Origin of the sequence: Bradyrhizobium oropedii (assembly GCF_020889685.1) — a bacterium.
GTDB lineage: Bacteria > Pseudomonadota > Alphaproteobacteria > Rhizobiales > Xanthobacteraceae > Bradyrhizobium > Bradyrhizobium oropedii.
In genome coordinates, this window is sequence record NZ_JACMYO010000008.1 from 39,497 (window position 1) to 62,138 (window position 22,642).

21 protein-coding genes are annotated in these 22,642 nt (G+C 63.3%); 14 read left to right on the plus strand and 7 right to left on the minus strand.

Annotated elements, in window-relative coordinates; all coding sequences use genetic code 11:
* Positions 1–31 precede the first annotated feature (31 nt).
* Both H8A95_RS04300 and H8A95_RS04305 read left to right on the plus strand, forming a co-directional pair.
* Entirely contained in the window at positions 32–1,042 is a 1,011-nt protein-coding gene (locus H8A95_RS04300; RefSeq protein ID WP_229182064.1) for an alpha/beta hydrolase, read from the plus strand.
* Between the two features lie 103 nt (positions 1,043–1,145).
* Positions 1,146–1,583 carry a VOC family protein gene (locus tag H8A95_RS04305; protein WP_229182065.1) on the plus strand — a complete coding sequence of 146 codons (438 nt, stop codon included), beginning with the start codon at positions 1,146–1,148 and terminating at the stop codon, positions 1,581–1,583.
* A 70-nt stretch (positions 1,584–1,653) separates the two neighbouring features.
* Here the strand turns inward: H8A95_RS04305 and H8A95_RS04310 are convergent, their stop codons facing one another.
* The 3 genes from H8A95_RS04310 to H8A95_RS04320 all read right to left on the minus strand — a co-directional run bounded on the left by H8A95_RS04310 (position 1,654) and on the right by H8A95_RS04320 (position 4,096).
* Positions 1,654–3,093 (minus strand): sensor histidine kinase, encoded by a 1,440-nt coding sequence (locus tag H8A95_RS04310; RefSeq protein ID WP_229182101.1) that lies wholly within the window; start codon positions 3,091–3,093, stop codon positions 1,654–1,656.
* On the minus strand, positions 3,093–3,764 hold the full coding sequence (locus H8A95_RS04315; RefSeq protein WP_229182066.1) for a response regulator: 672 nt from the start codon (positions 3,762–3,764) through the stop codon (positions 3,093–3,095). The genes H8A95_RS04310 and H8A95_RS04315 overlap by 1 nt, the downstream gene beginning before the upstream one ends.
* Before the next feature lie 179 nt (positions 3,765–3,943).
* Positions 3,944–4,096, minus strand: a complete 153-nt coding sequence (locus H8A95_RS04320; RefSeq protein WP_229182067.1) for a hypothetical protein — start codon at positions 4,094–4,096, stop codon at positions 3,944–3,946.
* 204 nt (positions 4,097–4,300) lie between these two features.
* On the opposite strand from H8A95_RS04320, the gene H8A95_RS04325 reads away from it, so the two are divergent.
* Positions 4,301–5,965, plus strand: a complete 1,665-nt coding sequence (locus H8A95_RS04325; RefSeq protein WP_229182102.1) for a glycosyltransferase family 39 protein — start codon at positions 4,301–4,303, stop codon at positions 5,963–5,965.
* 96 nt (positions 5,966–6,061) lie between these two features.
* Here the strand turns inward: H8A95_RS04325 and H8A95_RS04330 are convergent, their stop codons facing one another.
* A complete protein-coding gene (locus H8A95_RS04330) occupies positions 6,062–6,385 on the minus strand; it encodes a hypothetical protein (RefSeq protein WP_229182068.1) in 324 nt (107 codons plus the stop codon).
* Positions 6,386–6,585: 200 nt separating this feature from the next.
* Here H8A95_RS04330 and H8A95_RS04335 point away from each other — a divergent pair, with 200 nt between their 5' ends.
* Together H8A95_RS04335 and H8A95_RS04340 are read left to right on the plus strand one after the other, a co-directional pair.
* Positions 6,586–6,915, plus strand: a complete 330-nt coding sequence (locus H8A95_RS04335; RefSeq protein WP_229182069.1) for a hypothetical protein — start codon at positions 6,586–6,588, stop codon at positions 6,913–6,915.
* Positions 6,916–7,306: 391 nt separating this feature from the next.
* Positions 7,307–7,483 carry a hypothetical protein gene (locus tag H8A95_RS04340; RefSeq protein ID WP_229182070.1) on the plus strand — a complete coding sequence of 59 codons (177 nt, stop codon included), beginning with the start codon at positions 7,307–7,309 and terminating at the stop codon, positions 7,481–7,483.
* On the opposite strand, the gene H8A95_RS04345 is transcribed toward H8A95_RS04340, so the two are convergent.
* Positions 7,473–8,639, minus strand: coding sequence for a hypothetical protein (locus H8A95_RS04345; RefSeq protein WP_229182071.1), 1,167 nt, complete (start codon positions 8,637–8,639; stop codon positions 7,473–7,475). The genes H8A95_RS04340 and H8A95_RS04345 overlap by 11 nt on opposite strands.
* A 2-nt stretch (positions 8,640–8,641) precedes the next feature.
* Positions 8,642–9,346, minus strand: coding sequence for a FecR family protein (locus H8A95_RS04350; protein ID WP_229182072.1), 705 nt, complete (start codon positions 9,344–9,346; stop codon positions 8,642–8,644).
* Between the two features lie 281 nt (positions 9,347–9,627).
* On the opposite strand from H8A95_RS04350, the gene H8A95_RS04355 reads away from it, so the two are divergent.
* On the plus strand, positions 9,628–10,887 hold the full coding sequence (locus tag H8A95_RS04355; RefSeq protein WP_229182073.1) for a phospholipid carrier-dependent glycosyltransferase: 1,260 nt from the start codon (positions 9,628–9,630) through the stop codon (positions 10,885–10,887).
* Between the two features lie 61 nt (positions 10,888–10,948).
* On the opposite strand, the gene H8A95_RS04360 is transcribed toward H8A95_RS04355, so the two are convergent.
* Positions 10,949–11,578 (minus strand): OmpA family protein, encoded by a 630-nt coding sequence (locus H8A95_RS04360; protein ID WP_229182074.1) that lies wholly within the window; start codon positions 11,576–11,578, stop codon positions 10,949–10,951.
* 161 nt (positions 11,579–11,739) lie between these two features.
* On the opposite strand from H8A95_RS04360, the gene H8A95_RS04365 reads away from it, so the two are divergent.
* The 8 genes from H8A95_RS04365 to H8A95_RS04400 all read left to right on the plus strand — a co-directional run bounded on the left by H8A95_RS04365 (position 11,740) and on the right by H8A95_RS04400 (position 22,473).
* On the plus strand, positions 11,740–12,018 hold the full coding sequence (locus H8A95_RS04365; protein WP_229182075.1) for a hypothetical protein: 279 nt from the start codon (positions 11,740–11,742) through the stop codon (positions 12,016–12,018).
* A gap of 68 nt (positions 12,019–12,086) precedes the next feature.
* Positions 12,087–13,250 (plus strand): winged helix-turn-helix domain-containing protein, encoded by a 1,164-nt coding sequence (locus tag H8A95_RS04370; protein WP_229182076.1) that lies wholly within the window; start codon positions 12,087–12,089, stop codon positions 13,248–13,250.
* Between the two features lie 217 nt (positions 13,251–13,467).
* On the plus strand, positions 13,468–14,793 hold the full coding sequence (locus H8A95_RS04375; protein ID WP_229182077.1) for an MFS transporter: 1,326 nt from the start codon (positions 13,468–13,470) through the stop codon (positions 14,791–14,793).
* Between the two features lie 287 nt (positions 14,794–15,080).
* Positions 15,081–16,187, plus strand: coding sequence for an efflux RND transporter periplasmic adaptor subunit (locus H8A95_RS04380; protein ID WP_229182078.1), 1,107 nt, complete (start codon positions 15,081–15,083; stop codon positions 16,185–16,187).
* A gap of 155 nt (positions 16,188–16,342) precedes the next feature.
* Positions 16,343–19,480 carry an efflux RND transporter permease subunit gene (locus tag H8A95_RS04385; RefSeq protein WP_229182079.1) on the plus strand — a complete coding sequence of 1,046 codons (3,138 nt, stop codon included), beginning with the start codon at positions 16,343–16,345 and terminating at the stop codon, positions 19,478–19,480.
* 21 nt (positions 19,481–19,501) lie between these two features.
* Complete coding sequence (locus H8A95_RS04390; RefSeq protein WP_229182080.1) at positions 19,502–20,110, plus strand: TetR/AcrR family transcriptional regulator; 609 nt, start codon at positions 19,502–19,504, stop codon at positions 20,108–20,110.
* A gap of 178 nt (positions 20,111–20,288) precedes the next feature.
* Entirely contained in the window at positions 20,289–20,912 is a 624-nt protein-coding gene (locus tag H8A95_RS04395) for a flavin reductase family protein (RefSeq protein ID WP_229182081.1), read from the plus strand.
* A 316-nt stretch (positions 20,913–21,228) separates the two neighbouring features.
* Positions 21,229–22,473 (plus strand): SMP-30/gluconolactonase/LRE family protein, encoded by a 1,245-nt coding sequence (locus tag H8A95_RS04400; RefSeq protein WP_229182082.1) that lies wholly within the window; start codon positions 21,229–21,231, stop codon positions 22,471–22,473.
* Positions 22,474–22,642: the final 169 nt, after the last annotated feature.

Below are 22,642 nucleotides of genomic sequence, written 5' to 3' on the forward strand. Positions count from 1 at the left end.
TCGGACGAAGAAATCCGGAAGGGAGCGAACCATGACGCTGTCAGATCATTCGCGGCGCACCATCATCAAGGGCATCGGCGTTGCAAGCGCCGCCGGCGCGTTCCGCACGGCGCAGGCCGCGACCGCAGTTCCCGCCGAGGGAGAAATATGGAGCAACGAATACTGGGCGAAGAAGGGCGACATCCCCTTGTGGATGTTCCGCAAGCGGGTCGGTGCGCCGAAGCCGGGCGAGCCGGCGCGGCCCGTGGTGTTCTTCGTCCACGGCTCGTCGGTGACATCGCGGGCGTTCGACCTCACGGTGCCCGGCAAGGGCGAGTATTCATTGCTGAACACATTTGCGCGCTACGGCTTCGATTGCTGGACCATGGACCATGAAAATTACGGCAAGTCGGGCCGCACGTCGGGCAATGCGGATATCGCCAGTGGCGTCGAGGATCTCAAAGCGGCTGTCGAGGTGATCGCGCGCGAGACCGGGCAAACGAAATATCACTTCGTCGGCGAATCCTCCGGCGCGCCGCGGGCGGGTGCGTTCGCGATGGCCGCGCCCGAGCGCATCGACCGGCTGGTGTTCGCCGCCTTCACCTACAAGGGCGAGGGCTCGCCGACGCTGGCCAAGCGCGCCGAGCAGCTTGCCTATTACCGCAGCCACAACATGCGCAAGCGCGACCGCGACATGATCCGCTCGATCGCGACCCGCGACAAGCCGGGCACGTCGGACCCCGCCGTGATGGAAGCGCTGGCCGATGCCGAGATGCAGTTCGGCGATCAGATCCCGACCGGCACCTATCTCGACATGACCGCCAATCTGCCGGTGGTGCATCCGGAGAAGGTGTTGGCACCGGTGCTGCTGGTCCGCGGCGAGTATGACGGGATCGCGGCGGTGCCCGATCTCGAGGAGTTCTTCAACAAGCTGCCGAACGGTGATCGGCAGTTCATCATCCTGCCCGGCACCGCACATTCGGTGGCGCTCGCCACCAATCGGGAGCTGTTCTGGCACGTGACCCGGGCGTTTCTGACCATGCCGACACCGATCGTGACGTGAGACGCCTGCGACAGGACGCCGCAAGAAAATTTGCGCGACGATGTCGGGAAGCGGCTATCCGGTTCGTCCTCGGGTCATAACCCCACGAACAGGAGCGCCTCTGATGGCCACGCCGACAATGATCTTCGTCAACCTGCCGGTCAGCAACCTCGCCAATGCCACTGCCTTCTATGAGGCGGTCGGTGCGACGAAGAATCCGCAATTCTCCGACCATACCGCCTCCTGCATGGTGATTTCCGAGACCATTTTCGTCATGCTGCTGACCCACGATAAATTCCGGCAGTTCACGCCGAAGACGATCGCCGATGCCAGGACCACGAGCGAGGTGCTGATCTGCCTCTCCGCCGAGAGCCGCGAGGCCGTCGACGGCTACGTGACCAAGGCGAAGGGCGCGGGCGGCAGCGCCGATCCGTCGCCGAAGCAGGATTATGGCTTCATGTATGGGCGCAGCTTCGAGGATCTCGACGGTCACATCTGGGAAGTGATGTGGATGGACGTCGAGGCTGCAACGAAGGCGCAGATCGCCGCGGCCACCGCCTGAGCTGCCGCACATGCGGCCATTCTAGAATAAGCGACAGCTCGCAATCCGCTCGGCGGATTGCGACTGGAGTTCAGGCAGCGGAGATGCCGTCCGGCCGTGCGTTGGTCATGGTGTGGACGGCTTTTCTTCCCAGAGGCGAGTCGGATTGCCGACAGGGCGGAAAGTTCAGGTCGACCGTGGCGCCGCCTCCGGGCGTCTCGGAGAGAGAAACGCTGCCGTTGTGGGTGGTCATCACCTGGGAGACGATCGAAAGCCCCAATCCTGTCCCTTCCGTGCGCGTGCTTCCGCGCCTGAAGGGCTCAAGCAGAAGTTCGGGCTCACCAAGTTGGAGACCGGATCCGAAGTCGATCACGCTCAACCGCGCGGGTGCTCCGACCCTGATGAGGACGGAGCCGCCAGCTTCTCCGTGGGTCACGGCGTTTCGGATCAGATTCGAGAGCGCGACCGCGATGGCGGCTTCCGAGCCACGCACCCAGACCGGGTGTGGAGGCTCGGCGAATTCGACATCACTTCCGTTCTTCAATGCCATCGGCACGTGTTCGGCCGCAACCCTGCGCGCAAGTGCCGCAAGATCCATTTCGACCAGTTCGGCCGGTTCGGCCGAGATACGCGCCAACTGGAGGAGCATGGTGACGATCGATGACAGCTTTTGGTTCTCGGATATCAGCTTGGTACGCAACGCAGGGTCCTGGACCAGCTCAAGGATGGTGCGGGCATTGGTCAACGGAGTGCGAAGTTCGTGTGCCGCATTCGACAGGAAGTTTCGTTGCGCCCTCGAAGCGACGTCTATTCGCGATAACGCGCGATTGAACGCCACCACGAGAGGCAAGAGTTCGGCCGGTGCATCTTCTTCCGGCAGTCGTCGGCCATCTGAAACCCCATCGATCATCTCTGCGGCCGCCGCGACGGCTCGGACAGGACGCGCAATCAGCGTCGGCACGAAAACCATCGCGGTAATCGCCGTAGCTGCCAGGACAAGGATGATCGGGAGCGCAACGATCGTGGCATCGGTGAGCATTCCGGTCGTCAATTGGCTTGCCGTATAGACCACGCCGCCGGTTTCAATCCACACCTCACCCACGGGCGTATTTCTGACCGCGGCCATCTTCTTCAGCTTCGTGGTTTCGCCGTCGAACGCGTAGGCGAGGAAACTCGTCCCGTCACGGGACGTCTGAGTCTTCGGCGGACGCCACTTTGGTATCGGGCCGTAGCTGACCTCTCCATTCTTGTCGGATACGACATACCAGAATGTCGGGAAATTGCGGGTGATCTCGTCCAGCCGCGACGTCGGCTTGAGCGCGAGTTGCCCGGCTTCGTTGCGTGTGACGGCCTCCTTCAACGCGTCGGCGACGTCGGCGGCCGCCCAGGTGCCATCGTCGTCACCGCCAAATCGGATGAGCAGGGCGGCTGCGCAGAGCAGCATGATGGTCGTGACCGCGCCGATCAGCGTCGCGGACAGCACCGCAATCGAGCGATGGCTGCGCCTGAGCGTTTGCCACTTCAACATCATCATTCACCACTCAAGAGATATCCGAGGCCGCGGACCGGTTTGATGACGATCTTGCAGTTGGCCGCGCGCAGGCGTCGGCGCAACCGCGACACGTGTGCCTCGATCGCGTTTGATTGAATCTCATCGTCAAAACTATAGGCGGCAACTTCAAGCGTCTCGCGCAGGACGACGCGGCCTATTCGCCGGACCATTGCTTCCAGGATCGCCAGTTCACGCCGTGGGACGACAATGGGCGTATGATCGACGCAGACTTCGCGATTGAGGACGTCGTAGCTCAAATTGCCGATGCGAACGATCGCTCCTCGGTCCAGAAAGAGCCGTCGAAGCACGGCCTTTGCTCGCGCAACCAGCTCGATCGGTTCAAACGGCTTTGCCACATAGTCGTCCGCCCCTTCGTCCAGGGCGCGCGCAATATCGATCGGATCATCAAGCGCCGTCAGCACGATGGTGGCAGGGCTGGGCTTCTGTTGCTTCAGGTCGCGCAGCAACGCCAAACCGTCGCCATCCGGCAGTCCCCGGTCGATCACGACGAGTTCGAAGTTCCGCACCGCGACTGCGGCACGACCCTCCTCGAGCGTTGTGACCATGTCAGATGAACCGAAGGCCGTTCCCAGAGTGTCCCGCAGCCAGGGCCCAAGCTGAGGGTCATCCTCCACGACCAGAACTCGCACCACATTCTCCCAAGTGTAAACCAATGTTTCTACCATTACGGATGGATTACAATAAGATTACGGCCAGCAAGAAAACTGCGGTGTCCACTCGGGTGCATTGATATAATTGACCTTTTTCCTCAGGGGCTCGATCGGCTTTCGGGAATGGCGGTGGTGATCGGATCGGCACCCGATGCGCGTCAGTCCGAAAGACTCATCGAGGGCGCCGCACCGGCCAACGCGCCGATCGCCGAGCCGCCGACGGCCCCTGCGGCTACGGCTGCCCCGTAACCGGCACGGGCACACCTCAGCGCTCCAAAGCCATTCAGCGTCATGATCGCGAGCTGTCGCATGCGCATCTCCTCTCGGCGACGTCCCCGCCAGAGAGGTCGATCAACATGACCGACGAATGACGGCGCGTCGGCGCGCGCAACAATACGTCGACAGAGGCGTGAGCAGGGTCACGTCAGGCTGTCGTAATGGTCGCTGTGAAAAGCATGTCGGACAACGCGGCTCGCATCGCGCTTTCCGATCTCCGTCCCAGGCTTCCGAACGATATGCCGGTCGATTTTGCGTTCTCAGCGATGGCCAAGCGGTCAGATCGCAGCCCGGCGTCTTGGCGCCGTCCGTTCAATCGATGGCTGGAGGGAGTAGAGGCGGGGTGGTCGGTGCCACTGCTCCTCGCCTGCTTCGTCAGCGTCTGGACGCTGTATCTGTCAGTGGCCTATCACGGTGCCGGCCTGCATCCCGACGTGCTGGAGACCTGGACGTATGGACGGCATTTCGCGTGGGGGTATCCCAAGCACCCGCCGCTGATGGGGTGGATTGCCGGCGCGTGGACCTCGGTCTTTCCGCTCACCGACTGGTCGTTGCAGCTGATGGCGATGACAAATGCGGCGCTGGCATTGTGGTTCGTGGACCTCATTGCAACAAGGTTCGTGACCGGACACAAGCGCCTGATCGTGCTGCTCCTGCTGATGCTGACTCCGGCATACCAGTTTCATGCGCAGCGCTTCAACGCCAATGCCGTGTTGCTCGCTGTCTGGCCGCTTGCCACCTACTGCTTCCTCCGCGCCTTTGAAACACGGGCGCCGCTCTGGGCGATTGCCGCCGGGTTCGCGGCGTCTCTCGCAATGCTCGGCAAATACTATTCGATCTTTCTGGTGGCGAGCTTCGCGTTGTCGGCCATCATTCACCCCGCGCGACGTGCTTATCTCACGTCCAGTTCGCCCTGGATCTCCACCGCGGTCGGGTTGCTTGCGCTATGTCCGCATCTTCAGTGGTTGGCCGAGACAGGCGCTGAGCCGGTCTACTATGCGGCGACGCATGTACGGGCCGATTTCCTGACGTCGTTGCAGGACGCCGCCAATTTCCTGCTAGGCCTTGCTGCGGCAGTGAGTGTGTCCGCCGTGACGTGGGTGCTGATCGCCGGATATCGCATAAAGCGCCTGCCTCGGGACATCGCGGCGTCGGATCCGAATCTGAAGCTGATCTGCCACGTCGCGATCGGCACGATCGTTCTTCCTGTCGCCATATCCGTATTCCTTTGCACCGACCTTCCGTCGCTGTGGGCGCTTCAGGGATTATTTCTGCTTGCCGTGCCTGTCGTTTGCAGCACAAGCTACCGGATCGAGCGCTTCTACACGGTCAATGCAGCGCTCTTCGTTGCCGGAATAGCGATTGTTGCTGCCGTGATCGCGGCCCCGGTCCATGCCCTCTACCGCAACAGCCACGGCTATGAAGAGGGACGAAGCTTTTACCACCAGGCGGCGGACGAACTCACCCGCCTGTGGCACGAGCAGATCGGCATCCCGCTTTCAATCGTCGGCGGCAACGACAGCCTTGGGCTTGCGGTGGCCTTCTACAGCTCCGATCACCCGCACTATGGGGACCCTTTCGCGTACCAATATTCATTGGCATTGCCTCACGAGGTGACACCGGAGCGTGGCTGGGCAGCGCTGTGCTTCGATGATCAGTACGATTGCATTGAATGGACTGAGCGAATGGCAGTCCAGGCCGGAAGCTATGTCAGGCGCGAATTTTCCGTTCAATCGAGCTTGTTCGGAATTCCGGGCGTCAAACGAAACCTCGTTGCATTCCTGGTGGCGCCGCTTCGCGAGCCGGACAGCACATCCTCAAGCCTCGCCAATGATGTTGGTGCGGGCAAGATATCGGCAGACAGAATCATGGAGTCGCAAAACCTGTTCGTCTTGATGCGCTGACAGACTCATCGCCAGAATGTCGCAGCGACGATCGCGACGGTAATCTTGCGGTAATCGATGGCCGCTTTATCGGCAGCCGGGGTCAAGGGCGTCATATCACGAAGGATAGCGGTCCATGCTTATCAGGTCGGTTTGCATCAGCCTGGGCGTTTGCGGTGTAATCGGTGCTACTGCATTCGCACAGACATCTTCATCAAAGACCGGTTTGAGCCACCAGGCGCCCGCGACGCGAGAGGCGGCCAGTCGAGTCGAAAGGGTCAACCTCAACACCGCTCCCGTCAGCGAGTTGGTGAAGATTCCGCACCTCAGCGTCCGCGGCGTTACCGCAATCACGGAGGCGAGGGCAAAGTCGAAGTTCAAGGATTGGAACGATTTCGTGGCGAGACGGGTCGTGCCGCGATTTGTCAGGATCGAGATCAAGGACCTCGTCACGTTCTAGGGAGCCTTGTTCGCCGCATACCCGGCCATTCGGCGCGGAGGATTCGACCAAATAATCCGAATGGCGCGGTGGCGCGTCGGAGAACGCTGGTCCCGCCGCGATGTCATCCTGCGGTAAGCCCGATAGTCGATCGCTGCCATCGGCCGGCGCGGCACCTGAACTCAAATAGGGATATGCTTGAATGAAACGAGTAGCTGTTGTCTCGGCCGTCGCCGTGATCGTCATGGGGAGTCTCGCGTCGACAGAAGCTGCGGCGGGTGGCAGGCGCGGAGATGCCGTGGCTGTTGGCATTGTTGGCGGCCTCGCCGTCGGCGCCCTGCTGGGCTCCACCATGACTGCCCGGGCAGCTCCGGCCTATGTCTACGAGAGGGGCTATTATTCGCCTGCCCCTGTCGTCCACTACCATCGTCACGTCTACGATTATGGCGGCGAATATCCGGGCGGATATGATCACGGTTATACATCCGGGTATCGGGAGGGATACTCGGATGGCTACTGGGATAACGATTGAACGAAGTTGGGCGTCGTCGCTGCAAGTCGGCGACGGCGCCCAACTGGCTGCACATCACCGCCGCTGACCGGCGAGAATGATCCGCTGTCTCCGCAACGCTGTGAGAAGTCATCCGGACCTTGCGCCCACATGTCTTGAACATGTGAGAGCCGACCTGCAATTCAGTGCCGGCCCCGTGGCCGCGGATCGATTGCCGGGCCGCCTTGTCGCCGCCGAACCGATTGATTACCGTCGATCGGTAGGTATGCGTGGCGATTGTGTGGGGCAGGGTGATGCGCGACCGGGTTGACGGTTACGTCTTTGGATCGAAGCTGGACGCGGTGATCTGGCCGGCCATCGCGGTCATCCTTGCGGCGGGCGTCTCCGGCGGCATCACGCATGTGTGCCCTGGATGCTGGGTCAGTCCGGTGAGATCGTCGACGCTGCGGGCCAGTCCTGGCGTTTGCAGGATATCCGTGCAGCGATCGTCGTGATCATGGTGTTCACCATGTTCTTCACGTCGCTGCTGGCGCTGCTCCGGCTGTTGGGCGATGCACGTCCGGACCGGAAGCCCCGTCCTAATAACTGATCCGCAGCCCGACGCCGCCGTGAAGCGTGTTGCCGACCGGCTGAGGCCCGGCGGTGCCGTTCAGGAAGATGTCGGCGATCCAGCCCTTGGTGATGCGGAAGCCGACGCGGCCGCCATATTCGAACCAGCCCTGGTTGCCGATCGTCGGCACGATGGTCCCGTCGCCGGTGACGGTGGCGACGATCCCGGAATGGGTGGCGAAGGATTGCACCCAGCCGCCATTGATATTGGTTTCGATGTTCGATCCGAACAGATGCGTCCACTGGCCGCCGATCTTGACCAGGCTGGTGCGGTCGGTGCCGTCGGCGATGGTGGCGTCGAACGGATTGAAGGCCATGGCGGGATCGCTGTAGCCCTTGACCCGCTGCCACAGTTGCCAGACCTCGACGGACGCTGCGACCTCGTCACGCGCCGACAGCCGGTTGATCCAGCCCGCGCGACCGTACACGCCGTAATTCTCGCTCGAGGTCTGGCTGGTGACCCACACCGGGCCGAGGCTTGTCGCATAGTTGCGAGTGTAGCGCACCTTCTCGGACGGCGACAGGATGGTGCCGATGTCGAAGAACGGGCGCGACGAGCCCCAGTCGACGAAGTCGTAGCGCAGCGCGAAGGCGCCGATCGGCGCGCTGGTGACGTTGTAGCCGCCCTCGCCATATTGCGTGTAGGCGATGCCGGCGAGCAGCGACAAATTCGGCGTGATGGTCTTGCGGCCATGGATGCCGGCCGAGAACGACCCGGCCGAGCCGAACGCGCTGATGCAGTCGTCGCAATTGACCTGCTCGTTGACGCCGAGCAGCACCGAGCCGAGCACGCGGTTGGTGATCATCTGGTTGAAGCGCTGATCGGCGAGGCCGTTGATCGAACTGCCGCTCGACGGCGCGCCGGTGATCGGCGTCGGCGACGGGCTCGGCGTTGGTGTCGGCGTGGGCGTCGGTGTTGGCGTGGGAGTAGGTGTCGGCGTGGGAGTGGGCGTCGGTGTGGGGGTCGCTCCACAGTTCGACGACACAGACGCTGACAGGTTGGTATCGGGAAGCGACGTGCAGTTCGGCCTTGGAGTCTGAGCCTGGGCCGGCGCAGCCAGCGCCTGCAACATCGCGAGCGACAGCGCCAACGTCAGGGCAGTCGACAGGGCCACGTAATGGATGCGCCGTGCCATTGTCACCGTCCGCACAGCATGCCGGTGTCGTCGACCGGCGGCGTCACCGGTGTCGCATCGGCGAACTGGGTGACGGTGCAGAGCCCTGCGGCCTGGCTACAAGTCGCGGCAAAGGTCCAGGGCGGGTTGTTGGTCTTCTGGATCGTGGTGCGGCCGCCGCTCGAGGTGATGATCGCGGTGTCGCCGGGTTGGGTCAGATCGATGCACTGCCGGTTCGACGTACACACCGTCGATGCGCCTTCCTGCAACACCACGGTGGTCTTGCCGCGCTGTGACAGAATATCGAGGATCGTGCCGCGAACGCCGATGGTCGCAAGCGGCGTGACGATCTTGTAGGCGGCCTTGTCAGAGTGGCCGGTGACGAAGCGGAACGCACCCGACGTCAGGCGGATCGCGACATCGCGATAATGATGCTCGTCGTCGAACACGGTGCGATCGAGCTTGAGTGAGGCATTCGGCCCGAGCGAGAGGTTGGTGCTGTCGGCCATCACCAGCCGCGCGGCGCTTTCGAGACCGGTGCGCACCGTCTCATCGCGCAGCAGCGCATCGCCGACATTGATCGGTGTGGTGGCGGCTGCGACGCGGACCACCTCGTTCTTCACCATCGCCGCTTCGCCGACGCGTGTCTGCGCCTGGGCGGGATGCGCCGTCAGTGCGACGGCAAGACCGAGTGCAAGCAGGGAGAAAAGGCTGCGAGGCGAATTCATTGCAATACCGATCGACTGAACACTGTCATCGTACCGGATCGGCCATGCATCTGATATTGTATATATGTCACAAACTCCCCCGAGGTGACTGGATGGTTAGTGTCGGTCGATTCGAATACGTTCAACGCTGCGGATGTGAAAGTGAGTTCCGATCACACAGGTCACACTCGTCGCGTGCAACGGCGCGATAGCTCACACTTCGCTCACACTCGTTCTCCTCGCAGCGTGCTCGCCCTTTGATCATTGCATCCAAATCTCCCTCAGGTCTGCGGCGTCCCGCCATGCGCGCGGCGGTTGTCGCGGCGATCATCTTCGTCATCGCCCATGTCGTGCTGCTGCTCGGGATCACCACGCCGGACAAGCTCTATTTCGATGAGGTGCATTACGTGCCGGCGGCACGGCAGATGCTCCTGCCGGTGCTCGAGGGCCCGATCCTCAACCCGATGCATCCGCCGCTTGCCAAGCAGATCATCGCGCTCTCGATCAAGGCGTTTGGCGACGTGCCGTTGGGTTGGCGTTATCCCGCGGCGCTGTTCGGTGCGCTCGCGCTGGTCGCCGTCTATCTCGGCGCGCTGGCGCTGTTCGCATCGCAGGAGCGCGCCGTCGCGGCCATGCTGCTCGCCTTCTTCAACCAGATGCTGTTCGTGCAGTCGCGGATTGCGATGCTGGATATTTTCGCGCTCGCCTTCTGCCTGTTCGCGATTGCGGCGTTCATCCACGGCTTCCGGCAAGCGCGGCCGCACGCCGCTTTCGCGCTGGCGGGATTGGCCGCGGGGTTTGCGTGTGCGTGCAAATGGAGCGGGCTGTTCGTGCTCGCGACCTGCGTCGCGATCGTAGTTGTGATCCGCCTGTTGCAGGGCTGGCGGACGCGCTTTGCCGACGCCAATGCGGAGGATTGGTACCGGCCGGACCTCTGGCCGGATTTTCGTCTTCCGCACGTCATCGCCTGTTTCGTGCTGATTCCGGCTGCCGCCTATCTCGCGACCTTCGTGCCGCTCTACGGCCTCTCGTTCAGCGACATCATGGAGGCGCAGCGCCGCATCTTTGCCGACAACACCACGACCGCGATCGCGGGCCACACCTATATGAGCTCGTGGCCGTCCTGGCCGTTCCAGATGCGCCCGGTCTGGTACCTGTTCGAGAAGGTCGGCGATGACCGGTTCGCCGCGATCGTGTTCCTCGGCAATCCGCTGGTGCTGTGGCCGGCGTTGATCGCGCTGATCGTCGCGCTGCAAGGCTGGATCGTCGGGCGCAACCGCGATGCGTTTCTCGTGCTTGCGTTCTACCTTGGCCCGTATCTCGCCTGGGCGCTGCTGCCGCGCACGCTCGGCTTCATCTACTACTATCTTCCGGCCGCGACGACTTCGAGCTTCGTGCTGGTCTACGCCTTGACGCGCAAGGGCGCACCGCACTGGCTGCTATGGGCTTTCGTGGCAGTGGGATGCGCGGGATTCATCGCGATGCTGCCGGTCACGGCCGCATTCGTCGGGACGTCGATGACGACTTTCAATCGGCTGATGCTGTTCCAGAGCTGGATTTGAATCTCTCTGAAACAAGCGATCCGCCTGCCCGGCATGGCTGGCGGATCGGGAGCGCGGGAGATTACTGCTGCGCCGTCTTGGTATCCATGTTGACGACCTGCACGCGGCGATTGGTCGGGTCCATCGGCGCGTTCGGGTCCTTCGGCCGGGTCTTGCCGTAGCCGACGGTCACGAGATCGGAGCCGTTCAGGCCGTAGTGCTCGACCAGATAGGTCTTGATGGTGTCGGCGCGGCGCTCCGAGAGGTCCTGATTATAGGCCTCGCCACCGATGGCGTCGGTATGGCCGGCGAGGACAAAGGTGGAGCCCTTCATGCTGGCGTCCGACAGCGCCTTGCCTAGCTCCTGCACCGCCTGGGTCGAGCCCTTGCTGATATCGGCCGAGTTGTAGTCGAAGTGAATCTCCAGATCGATCTTCGGCTTGTTGGCGGCGATATCGGCGATCTCCTGGCGTTCGCCGAGCGAAAGCGAACGGGTCTGCCGGTTGCGAACGGTGTTGAGGAAGCTCGTCTCCCTGGCCGTTGCGGCCGGGTCGACCTGCGTGCCGGAGAGGCTGCGGGTGGTGGACTTCGGCTTCAGCGCATTGAGGATCTGGGCGGCCGGAATGGTGTCGCTGCCGGCCAGTGCAACGCCCGCCGTCATCGACAGCGCGGCGCCGATTGTCAAAAGAGACATGGAAAGAGAGCGGGTCATGGTTTTCGTCCTTGGATCTGGGCCAGCCGATCCGGCTTGCTGTCATTTTGATGCTGGGAACCTAGGACCGGTTCAAAGTCCGGAATGTGATCTGGGTCACGGTTTGTTGTGCCGCGCCCCCTTGTGCCAACCGGGGGTAGACTGCGGAGAGGGAGGGCAGCATGGCCCACGTCAATCGCGTCCTTCGCTCGATCAATGACGAGGACGCCACGCGCTGCGTCGATATCTTCCTGCGCCCGGAAGGCAGCATCGGCTTCGAGGAATATCGGCGGGACGTGGAAGATGGCCGCGGCTGGTTTCCAATTGGCGGCCACTCGTCCCGGGTCTTCCATGAGGAAAGCGCCGCGCTCGCGGCGGCGATGGCAGACGTTCCCTGGCTGCGGCGGGCTGTCGGATCGGCCTGGCAGGCCGGAATAGCTGGTACGCCAGAGCAGGCATGATGATGCGGGGCTGATTTCCACCGCGCGGCTCTCCACACCTGCGCGAATCTCACTACATTGCCCGGGCAATGCCCCGCGCCGCCGAACCCTTATCCCTGAACAATGCCGCCGCCCGCCACATCTGGCTGCGCGCGCAGCGGCTCGATACACAGGCGCCGTTCGGGGAAGGAGCGTCAGCCGTGGCGGCCGCTGTCGACCATCTCGGCTATGTGCAGATCGACACCATCAACGTGATCGAGCGCTGCCATCACCACATCCTGTTCACCCGGATTCCGGATTACCGCCGCGCCGACCTCAAGCAGGCGCAGAGCCGGGACAAGAGCGTGTTCGAATACTGGACGCACGCGCTGTCCTACGTGCCGTCGAAAGATATCGGGATCTTCCTGCCGGCGATGAAGGCGCACAAGCGCGACGGCCACAAATGGTTCTCGTCGGTGACCCCCGCGGATACCCGCAAGATCATGCGGCTGCTGCGCGAGGGACCACTGACCATCCGCGACATCGAAGACGACGTGCTGACCGAGAAGGAGCATCTCTGGCAGAGCCGGAAACCCTCCAAGCGCGCGTTGCAGCTCGCCTTCTATGGCGGCGTGGTCACGATCAGCGAGCGCGCCGGCATGCTGAAGACCTACGAGCTGATGAGCAGGCATTTCGGCTGGGACGAGCCGCCGAAGCCCGCACCGGCCTCGGCCCGGACAACCTATCTGCTCGACCGCGCGCTGCGCTCGCAGGGCATCGTCAGCCTGGATTCGATCTGCCATCTCGATGCGCCGAGCAAGAAGGCGGTTCGCAGCCTGATCGAGGCGAGGGTGCGCCGCAAGGAGCTGGTCCGGATCGCGCTCGATGGCGCCGGCAAGCAGGAGCATTGGGCGCGGCCCGAGGTGCTGGAGGCGGCCGGCGAGGGCGATCCTTCCCTGGTTCACATCCTCTCGCCGTTCGATCCCCTGATCATCCAGCGCAAGCGCACGGAGCTGTTCTTCGGCTACGGCCACCGCTTCGAGGCCTATGTGCCGAAGGAGAAGCGCCTGTTCGGCTATTTCGCGCTGCCGGTGCTGGTCGGCGACGACATCGTTGCCGCCCTCGACCTGAAGACCGACCGGCAGAACAAGAAGCTCCTGATGCAGAAATGGAGCTGGGTCGGCAACGGCAAGAAGCCGGCCTCGCGCAAGGAGCTGAAGCGCCGTATCGAGGAGGAGCTCGACCGCTTCGAGCGATTCCAGCTCGCGGATTGAGAGCGGTCCTCTCCGTTCGTCATTGCGAGAAGCGGAGCGACGAAGCAATCCACCTCTCCATTTGCTGCGCTATGGATTGCTTCGCTTCGCTCGGTGATGGCCGGCGGGGCGGAAGCCCGGGTTCCCGATTGCGCTGTGCGCTACGAGTTTTTGCCATTGCCCAATGCCGGGCCAGCCAATAATCCTCAGGGCAAGCCACAGCTTTGGGGGGAAACTGATGAGCCGGACCGCAACCCTTGCGCCTGATGGCGGCGCCCGCAGCGAGGTCGAGACGTCCACGATCCGCGCGATCTCCTGGCGGCTGATCCCGTTCCTGATCCTGGCCTACTTCTTCTCCTATCTCGATCGCGTCAATCTCAGCTTCGCCGCGCTCACCATGAACGCGGAGCTGAAGTTCTCACCGCTTGTGTTCTCGTTCGGCGCCGGCATCTTCTTCATCGGCTATTTCATCTTCGAGGTACCGAGCAATCTGGCGCTCGAGAAGTTCGGCGCCAGCAAGTGGATCGCCCGCATCATGGTGAGCTGGGGCATCCTCTCGGCTCTGATGGCGGCGGTCTATGACGATCACAGCTTCTATGCGCTGCGCTTTTTCCTCGGCGTCGCCGAGGCCGGCTTCTTCCCCGGCATCATTCTCTATCTCACCTACTGGTATCCGGCCGAATATCGCGCGCGCTTCCTCGCCGCCTTCGCGATCGCCGTCCCGGTCTCGACGGCGATCGGCGCGCCGATCTCGGGCCTTCTGCTCGGGCTCGACGGCGTCATGGGTCTGAAGGGCTGGCAGTGGCTGTTCATCATCGAGGGCGTGCCCTCGGTGCTGCTCGGCATCGTCACCTGGTTTTATCTGACCGACCGGCCGGAGAAGGCCGACTGGCTCTCGGCCGAGCAGAAGGCATGGCTGAAGTCGAAGCTCGATGCCGAGGTCGCGGCGAAGCAGGCGGCCAAGCACTTCACGCTGTTCGAGGCCCTGTCCTCGCCGAAGGTGCTGGCGCTCAGCGCGATCTATTTCGGCTTCGTCGCCGCGCTCTACGGCATGCAGTTCTGGCTGCCGCAGATCGTCAAGGCGTTCGGCCTGACCAACGCGCAGACCGGCTTCGTCACCGCGATCCCCTATGCATTCGGCACCGTCGCGATGATCCTGTGGGCACGCCGTTCGGATGCCGCGCGCGAGCGCGTGTTTCATGTCGGCGCGCCGCTGCTGCTGACGGCGCTGGCGCTCGCCGTCTCCAGCTACATCACCGATCCGATCATGACGATGGTCGTGCTGACGGTCGCCGCGATCGGAATCTTCTGCACGTTTGCGGTGTTCTGGACGCTGCCGACCGCCTGGCTGTCCGGCACTGCCGCCGCCGGCGCAATCGCGTTGATCAACTCGATCGGCAACCTCGCAGGCTTCGGCGGACCCTATCTGATCGGCTGGGTCAAGGAGGCGACCGGCAGCACCTCGACCGGTCTATTGGTGCTGTCATTGCTGCCGCTGATCGGCGGGCTCCTGGTGTTCCTCGGCAGCCACGAGACCAAGACCGAGTTCGTGGAAGCGAAGTAACTCGCGCCTCACAAGCTATATGTCCGCCGGGTCGTCGTAGCCCGGATGGAGCCAACCGGTCGCGCGAATGTGCGCCCGGTGACAGGCTCCGCGTAATCCGGGACCGCGCCGCATTGGTGACGTCCCGGATTTCGCTCCGCTCCATCCGGGCTACACCCCCTCAAATCCTTGCTGATTCCGTGCCGATCGAGGCCGATCTCACGAATTGGTTACTACTGATGAATATTGACATTCATCAGTGATAAATCGATACTCTTCATCAATCGTCAGCCCGATGGAGATTTCAGATGTTCGGCCGTTCCATTTTCTCGAGCTATTACAGGCTCTTGACGGGAGCATCGTTAGCTTTTGCGGTGTTCGCATTGACCGGCTGCAACGAAAAGGCGGCCGAAACCGCCGATCCGGGACGCCCCGTGCTGGTGGCGACCGTCCATTACGAAGCCGAAACCCCCGAGCGCAGCTTTGTCGGCACCATCAAGCCCCGTATCGAAGCCGATATGGGCTTCCGGGTTGCCGGCAAGGTGGCCAAGCGGCTGGTCGAAGTCGGACAGACAGTCGACGTCGACCAGCCCTTGGCCACCCTCGACGAGGTCGACCTGAAGCTGCAGGCCGAGCAGGCGGAGGCGGAATTTCGCGCTGCCACCGGCGTGCTGGCGCAGGCCGCGGCCGCCGAGCAGCGCGCCAAGGATCTGAAGGTCAAGGGCTGGACCACCGATGCGGCGCTCGATTCCGCCAAGGCCGCCGGCGACGAGGCGCGCGCGCGGCTGAACCGCGCCGAGCGCTCGGTCGAGCTGACCAAGAACTCCCTCTCTTACGCAACGCTGGTGGCCGACACCCGGGGTGTCGTCACAGCGACCATGATCGAGCCGGGCCAGGTGGTTGCCGCGGGCCAGGCCTCGATCCGTGTCGCCCGACTTGGTGAGAAGGAAGCCGTCGTCGCGATCCCCGAGACGCTTCTCGCTCGTGCCAGGTCGGGCGTTGCCACGGTGACGCTGTGGTCGGATGCCAAGAAGTCCTACGCCGCCAGGCTGCGCGAGGTCGCGCCGCAGGCCGATCCCGCCACCCGCACCTATCTCGCAAAATTCTCGCTGCCGGACGCCGACGAAGCCGTCTCGCTCGGCATGACCGCGACGCTGACCTTGGCCGACAAGGCGAGCGAGCGGGTGGCGAAGCTGCCGCTGTCGGCGCTGTACAGCCAGGGCGGCGATCCCTCGCTCTACATCGTCGACGACAAGGGCGACATCGCGCTGAAGCCGGTCAAGGTGAAGGCCTATGAGAGCAACAACGTCGTGATCTCCGGCGGTGTCGACGATGGCGCCAAGGTGGTCGCCCTCGGTGTGCAGAAACTCGATCCGAGCCAGAAGGTGCGGGTCGTGTCGTCGCTGTCGTTCTAACCCCGCGTCATTGCGGGAAGCCCGCGACAAAATTGCAAAGCAATTTTGCGATGAAGCGACGAAGCAATCCACGTCGCCACACGTTGAGGAATGGATTGCTTCGCTTCGCTCGCAATGACGATTGAAGTCGAGACGATTTGGACCTGGAGAGTTCGATGAAGCGCTTCAACCTTTCGGCCTGGGCGGTCAGCCATCCGACGCTGGTGCTGTTCCTGATGATCATCCTCGGCGTCGCCGGCTACTTCTCCTATGAGAAGCTCGGTCGCGCAGAGGACCCGTTCTTCACCGTCAAGGTGGTGAACGTCTCGGTGATGTGGCCGGGCGCGACCTCGCAGGAAATGCAGATGCAGGTCGCCGATCCGATCGAGAAGCGGCTGCAGGAGCTGCCGTTCTTCGACAAGGTGCAGACCTATTCCAAGCCGGGCTTCACGGCGATGCAGGTCTCCTTCAAGGATTCGACCTCGCCGAAGGACGTGCCCTATCTCTTCTATCTCCTGCGCAAGAAGCTGGTCGACGTGCAGGGCGAGCTGCCTTCCGGCATCCTCGGTCCCGTGGTCAACGACGAATTCTCCGACGTCGATTCGATCCTCTATATGATGACCGGCGACGGCGCCAACTACGCGCAGCTCAAGAAGGTCGCGGAAGGCTTCCGCCAACGTCTCCTGAAAGTGCCTGGAGTCACCAAGATCGACCTGTACGGCACCCAGGACGAGCGCATCTTCGTCGAGTTCTCGCATGCCAAGCTGGCGACGCTCGGCATCACGCCGCAGGCGCTGTTCGACTCGCTCGCCAAGCAGAACAACGTCACGCCGGCCGGCACCGTCGAGACCTCCTCGCAGCGCGTGCCGCTGCGCGTCACCGGCGCGCTTGACGGCGTCAAGGCGGTTTCCGAGACGCCGGTCGAGAGCAATGGCCGTGTGTTCCGGCTCGGCGATATCGCAACCGTCAGCCACGGTTATGTCGATCCGCCGAGCTTCGTGGTGCGTCAGGAAGGCAAGCAGGCGCTCGGCATCGGCGTCGTCACCGCCAAGGGCGCCAACATCCTCGAGCTCGGCAAGGAGGTCCAGCAGGCGACCGCCGAGTTCCTGAAGGCGGTGCCGCAGGGCGTCGACATCCAGCAGATCGCCGACCAGCCCAAGGTGGTCGAGCATGCCGTCGGCGAGTTCGTGCACTCCTTCGTCGAGGCGCTCGCGATCGTGCTGTTCGTCTCCTTTGTCGCACTCGGCTGGCGCACCGGCATCGTGGTCGCGCTGTCGGTGCCGCTGGTGCTCGGCATCGTCTTCATCGTGATGAACGCGATGTCGCTCGACCTGCACCGCATCACGCTCGGCGCGCTGATCATCGCACTCGGCCTTCTGGTCGACGACGCCATCATCGCGGTCGAGATGATGGTGGTGAAGATGGAACAGGGCTGGGACCGCATGAAGGCGGCGTCCTTTGCCTGGGAATCTACTGCGTTTCCGATGCTCACGGGGACGCTGGTCACGGCCGCTGGCTTCCTCCCCATCGGCTTTGCCAATTCGGCGGTCGGCGAATATGCCGGCGGCATCTTCTGGATCGTGGCGATCGCGCTGGTCGCCTCCTGGTTCGTCGCGGTGATCTTCACGCCCTATATCGGCGTCAAGCTGCTGCCCAACATCAAGGTGCACCAGAACCACGATCCGCACGCGATCTACGAGACGCGGATGTATCGCGGCCTGCGCAGCGTCGTGCAGTGGTGCGTCGATCACCGTATCAAGGTGGTGGTGGCGACCGTCGGCGTGTTCGTCGCCGCGATCATCGGCTTCGGCCATGTCCAGCAGCAGTTCTTCCCGCTGTCGGAGCGGCCCGAGCTGTTCCTGCAGCTCCGCCTGCCCGAGGGCACCGCGTTCAACGTCACCGAGAAGACGGTGAAGAAGGCCGAAGGGCTGCTGAAGGACGACCAGGACATCCAGACCTACACCGCCTATGTCGGCCAGGGCTCGCCGCGCTTCTGGCTCGGCCTCAACCCGCAACTGCCGAATGAGGCGTTCGCCGAGATCGTGATCCTCGCCAAGAACGTCGAGGCGCGCGAGCGCGTCAAGGCGAAGATCGAGCAGGCCGCCGCCGACGGCGCGCTGAACGAGGCGCGGGTCCGGGTCGACCGCTTCAATTTCGGTCCGCCGGTCGGCTTCCCGGTCCAGTTCCGCGTGATCGGGCCGGATGCCAACAAGGTGCGCGACATCGCCTATCAGGTTCGCGACGTCATGCGCCAGAACAAGAACGTCAAGGACGTCCAGCTCGACTGGAATGAGCAGTCGCCCTATCTGAAGCTCGCCGTCGATCAGGATCGGGCGCGCGCGCTCGGCCTGACCCCGCAGGACGTCTCGCAGGCGCTGGCGATGCTGATCTCGGGCGCGCCGGTGACCACGATCCGCGACGGCATCGAGAAGGTCGGCGTGGTCGCCCGCGCGGTGCCGTCCGAGCGGCTCGATCTCGGCCGCGTCGGCGATCTCACCATCACCACCCGCAACGGCGTCGCCGTGCCGCTGCAGCAGATTGCCAAGATCGAATATGCGCATGAGGAGCCGATCCTGTGGCGGCGCAACCGCGACATGGCGATCACCGTGCGCTCGGATGTCGTCGACGGCGTGCAGGCGCCCGACGTCACCAGCCAGATCTCGCCGAAGCTCAGGGATATCCAGGCCCATCTCGAGCCGGCCTACCGGATCGAGCCGGGCGGGGCGTTCGAGGAATCCGCCAAGGGCAATGCGTCGATCTTCATCCTCTTCCCCGTGATGGTGATGGTGATGCTGACGCTGCTGATGATCCAGCTGCAGAGCTTCTCGCGCCTGACGCTGGTGTTCCTGACCGCGCCGCTCGGCATCGTCGGTGCCTCGCTGGGGTTGAATATCGCCAACCAGCCGTTCGGCTTCGTGGCGCTGCTCGGCCTGATCGCGCTCGCCGGCATGATCATGCGCAACGCGGTGATCCTGGTTGACCAGATCGAGAGCGACGTGGCGTCAGGGCTGACCCGGCGCGAGGCGATCGTCGAGGCCACCGTCCGGCGCGCCCGTCCGGTGGTGCTGACCGCGCTCGCCGCGATCCTCGCCATGATCCCGCTGTCGCGCTCGGCGTTCTGGGGCCCGATGGCGATCACCATCATGGGTGGTTTGTTTGTTGCGACTTTCCTGACCTTGCTGTATCTGCCGGGCCTTTACGCCCTCTGGTTCCGCAAGACCCTCGAGGAGAGCGGCCCCGAGCAAACCGATACTGCGCTGCAGCATGCGGGTAAGGGAGAACTCGCATTTCCGCTTGCTGAGGCGGCCGAATAATTGAAGATTGAGCAGACCAACATGACACTGATCTCGGAACATAGCGAAACCGACACCCGCGAACGGATTCTCGTGGTGGCGGAGCGCTTGTTCCGGCAGATCGGCTACCAGAAGACCACGGTCGCCGACATCGCCAAAGAGCTGCGGATGAGCCCCGCCAACGTGTATCGCTTCTTCGATTCGAAGAAGTCGATCCACGAAGGCGTGGCGCGCGGCCTGATGGGAGAGGTCGAGATCGAGGCGCAGCGCATCGCGCGGTCGGAAGGGCCGGCCGCGACGCGCTTGCGCCAGATGATGACCACCATCAATCGCATGAACACCGAGCGCTATGTCGGCGATTCCAAGCTGCACGAGATGGTCGAGATCGCGATGCAGGAGGACTGGGAAGTCTGCGTCGCCCATATGGAGCTGATCGGCAACATCATTGGCGAGGTGATCGCGCAGGGCGTGGCCTTGGGCGAATTCGAGGTCGAGGACCTGGAGGTCGCCGCACTTTGCGCCTGCACGGCGATGATGCGGTTCTTCCATCCGCAGATGATCGCCCAATGCGCCACCAAGCCGGGCCCCACCATCGACCAGATGATCGATTTCGTTATCACCGGCCTGTCGCCGCGCGCCCGCGCCCATTGAGCGCCGGCACTGACGTTTTCGTCAGTTGACTCTTGCGTCAATTTTCTCATTCGTCATTCCGGGATGCGCCGCAGGCGCAGGCCCGGAATCCATACTCACGATCGTGGTTATGGATTCCGGGCTCGCGCTGCGCGCGCCCCGGAATGACGAGCGACTGATAATAGGAAAGAGCCCCGCCGTGACCGTAAAAGACCTGCACTTCTACGAGCCGAAGAACGGCCACGGCCTGAAGCACGATCCGTTCAATGCCATCGTGGCGCCGCGGCCGATCGGCTGGATCTCCTCGCGTGACAAGGGCGGCAACGTCAACCTCGCGCCCTACAGCTTCTTCAACGCCTTCTGCTACGTGCCGCCGATCATCGGCTTCTCCTCCACCAACTGGAAGGACAGCGTCGCCAACATCCAGGACACCGGCGAGTTCGTCTGGAATCTGACGACGATGGATCTGGCCAAGCACATGAACGCAACCGCGGCGCATGTCGCCCGCGACGTCGACGAGTTCAAGGTCGCCGGGCTGACGCCGGTCGCCAGCAAGCTCGTCAACGTGCCGCGCGTCGCCGAAAGCCCGGTGTCGTTCGAATGCAAGGTGAGCCAGATCGTTCAGCTCCAGGGTGCCGACGGCGAGAAGGCCGAGGCCTGGTTGACGCTCGGCGAGGTCGTCGCCGTGCACATCGACAAGGCCTTCATCAAGGACGGCGTCTATCAGACCGGTCTTGCACACCCGATCGTCCGCGCCGGCCGCCGTGGCGACTATTTCGAGATCAAGCCGGAAAACATGTTCGAGATGATCCGGCCGGATTGAGTGTCGCTGTGTCTTCTCCCTCTCCCCGTTCTTTACGGGGAGAGGGCAGGGGTGAGGGGCTGTCTCCGCGAGCTGTGATCGTCGTGAGACCTGTACCCCCTCACCCGAAATTCAAGCTGCGCTTGAATTTCGACCTCTCCCCGCAGGCGGGGCGAGGTAAGGAACGTCGCTCCGCAGTGACGATCCCACACCACAACAATGTGAAATTTCCGCGCGCTGCGATGAAAAACCGTCACTCGCAACCTCGGCGCGAGCAGTCTAACCTTCCATGAGCCAGGCCGGATCAACGGCCGGCCAACAGTAGTGGGAGGATGCGATGACACGCCACGAGCGGAGCGATCAAAATGAACCGCGGCGCGACCCGAACGTTTCCCGACGAACGCTTGTCCAGGGGCTCGCGGTTTCCGCGGCAGCCGGTGTGACAGGCATCGGCAGTGCGCTGGCCCAGAATGCGCCGGCGCCGGTCGGGCCACCGACGACCATCACCAGCCCGCCGCGCGACTTCAGTCCGCGCGGGGCGCCGACCACCTATTTCTGGGACCCCGACATCATCGCGGTCGATCCGTCCTTCAACGACCTGGCCCAGCCCAACACTTCGATCAAGCGCCTCCATACCGGGCTGCTTTGGGCGGAAGGCCCGGCCTGGAGCTCGCAGGGCCGCTATCTTCTGTGGAGCGACATCCCAAACAACCGGCAGATGCGCTGGTCGGAGGATGACGGCCATGTCAGCGTCTTCCGGATGCCGTCGAACTATTCGAACGGCAATTCATTCGACTTCCAGGGCCGGCAGCTCTCCTGCGAACATCTCACCCGCCGGGTCACGCGGTACGAGAATGACGGCACCGCGACCGTGTTGGCGGATTCTTATCAAGGCAAGCGGCTGAATTCGCCGAACGATATCGTCGCGCATCCCGACGGCAGCTACTGGTTCACCGATCCGCCCTATGGCGGCCAGCTCTATGAGGGCGAGCCGGATGCGGCGGGCGGCCCCGGCAATTCCGCCGGCAAGCTCAATCCCCGGATCGGCCAGCCGGCGGGCTTCGCGCCGGCCAAGCGCGAGCTGCCGACCAATTGCTATCGCATCGATCCCTCCGGCCGCGTCGATCTCGTGGTCAGCGAGGACCAGGTGCCGGATCCGAACGGCATCTGCTTCTCGCCTGATTACAAGAAGCTCTACGTGGTCTCGACCGGCAAGGGACCGGGCGATAGCGGCCCGGGCGGCAAGGGCGACGTGTTCGTGTTCGATGTCGGCGCCGACAACAAGCTCTCCAACGGCAAGCGGTTCAGCGACTTCACGATCGACGGCGTGAAGTGCGGGCCGGACGGCATCCGTTGCGACGTCAACGGCAATGTCTGGTGCTCGAGCAATGCCGGCCGTGCGGTCGGCTACAACGGCGTCACGGTGTGGTCGCCGGAAGGCAAGCTGCTTGGCCGCATCCGGCTGCCCGAGGTCTGCGGCAACATCACCTTCGGCGGACCCAAGCGCAATCGGCTGTTCATGGCCGCAAGCCAGTCGCTCTACGCAGTCTATACCGCGACCCAGGGAGCCGGGCCGGCCTAGCGCGGCTTGCGCGGGGATGGCGCTTTCGCCATCCCCCGGCTACCTGATTGTCGTACCTCAGCTTTCGGAACTGAACGCGCGGCCTGCCGTTAACAAACGGCGGCTGGGCCGCGTCAATTTCGCTTTATTTGAACAGCGAAGTGTTCACCGGTGAACGGCACTTTCCGAT